Annotated in this window: 1 protein-coding gene; it reads right to left on the bottom strand. The window is 63.4% G+C overall.

The window, feature by feature from the left end:
- Positions 1-443 (bottom strand): putative phage tail protein (locus GO013_RS16755; protein WP_163813185.1); only part of this gene is annotated, 443 nt, incomplete at both ends.

Raw genomic sequence — 443 nt, forward strand, 5'->3', positions numbered from 1 at the left:
GTTTCTTTCGGGCCGCGCATGCACCAGGTATGCGTCCACGGTCCATTGGTCAGGGCATCACCGGCCGAGGAATGACCGGCCCGGAATGGTCTGAACTCTTCAACGTCTGCCGGGACTCCGATGGCGGCGGCTGCTTCCTTGTAATAGACCTGGCTTTGTCCGCCCTGAGCCATGATAACCAGGTGTGCCGCCTCACGCCGCTCCTGAATTGTTTCGGACGGTCGGGAACATGGACCGGGCAGGCCGCACACGCGTTCCCAATCCGGGAGCAGTTCCAGGGCGGTACGCGGGTCAAGTTCGTCAAGGACATCATCGGCGCGGCCATCCACGCGCGACAACTCCTCGGCCATGGCCAGCAGGAGCATGGACCATACGCTATCCGCGTCAGTCGGCAGGGCCGCACCGGGCGGAGCCAGCGCCAAAAGCTGGGCCTGATATTGTTC

This window comes from Pseudodesulfovibrio sp. JC047 (genome assembly GCF_010468615.1).
Classification (GTDB): domain Bacteria; phylum Desulfobacterota; class Desulfovibrionia; order Desulfovibrionales; family Desulfovibrionaceae; genus Pseudodesulfovibrio.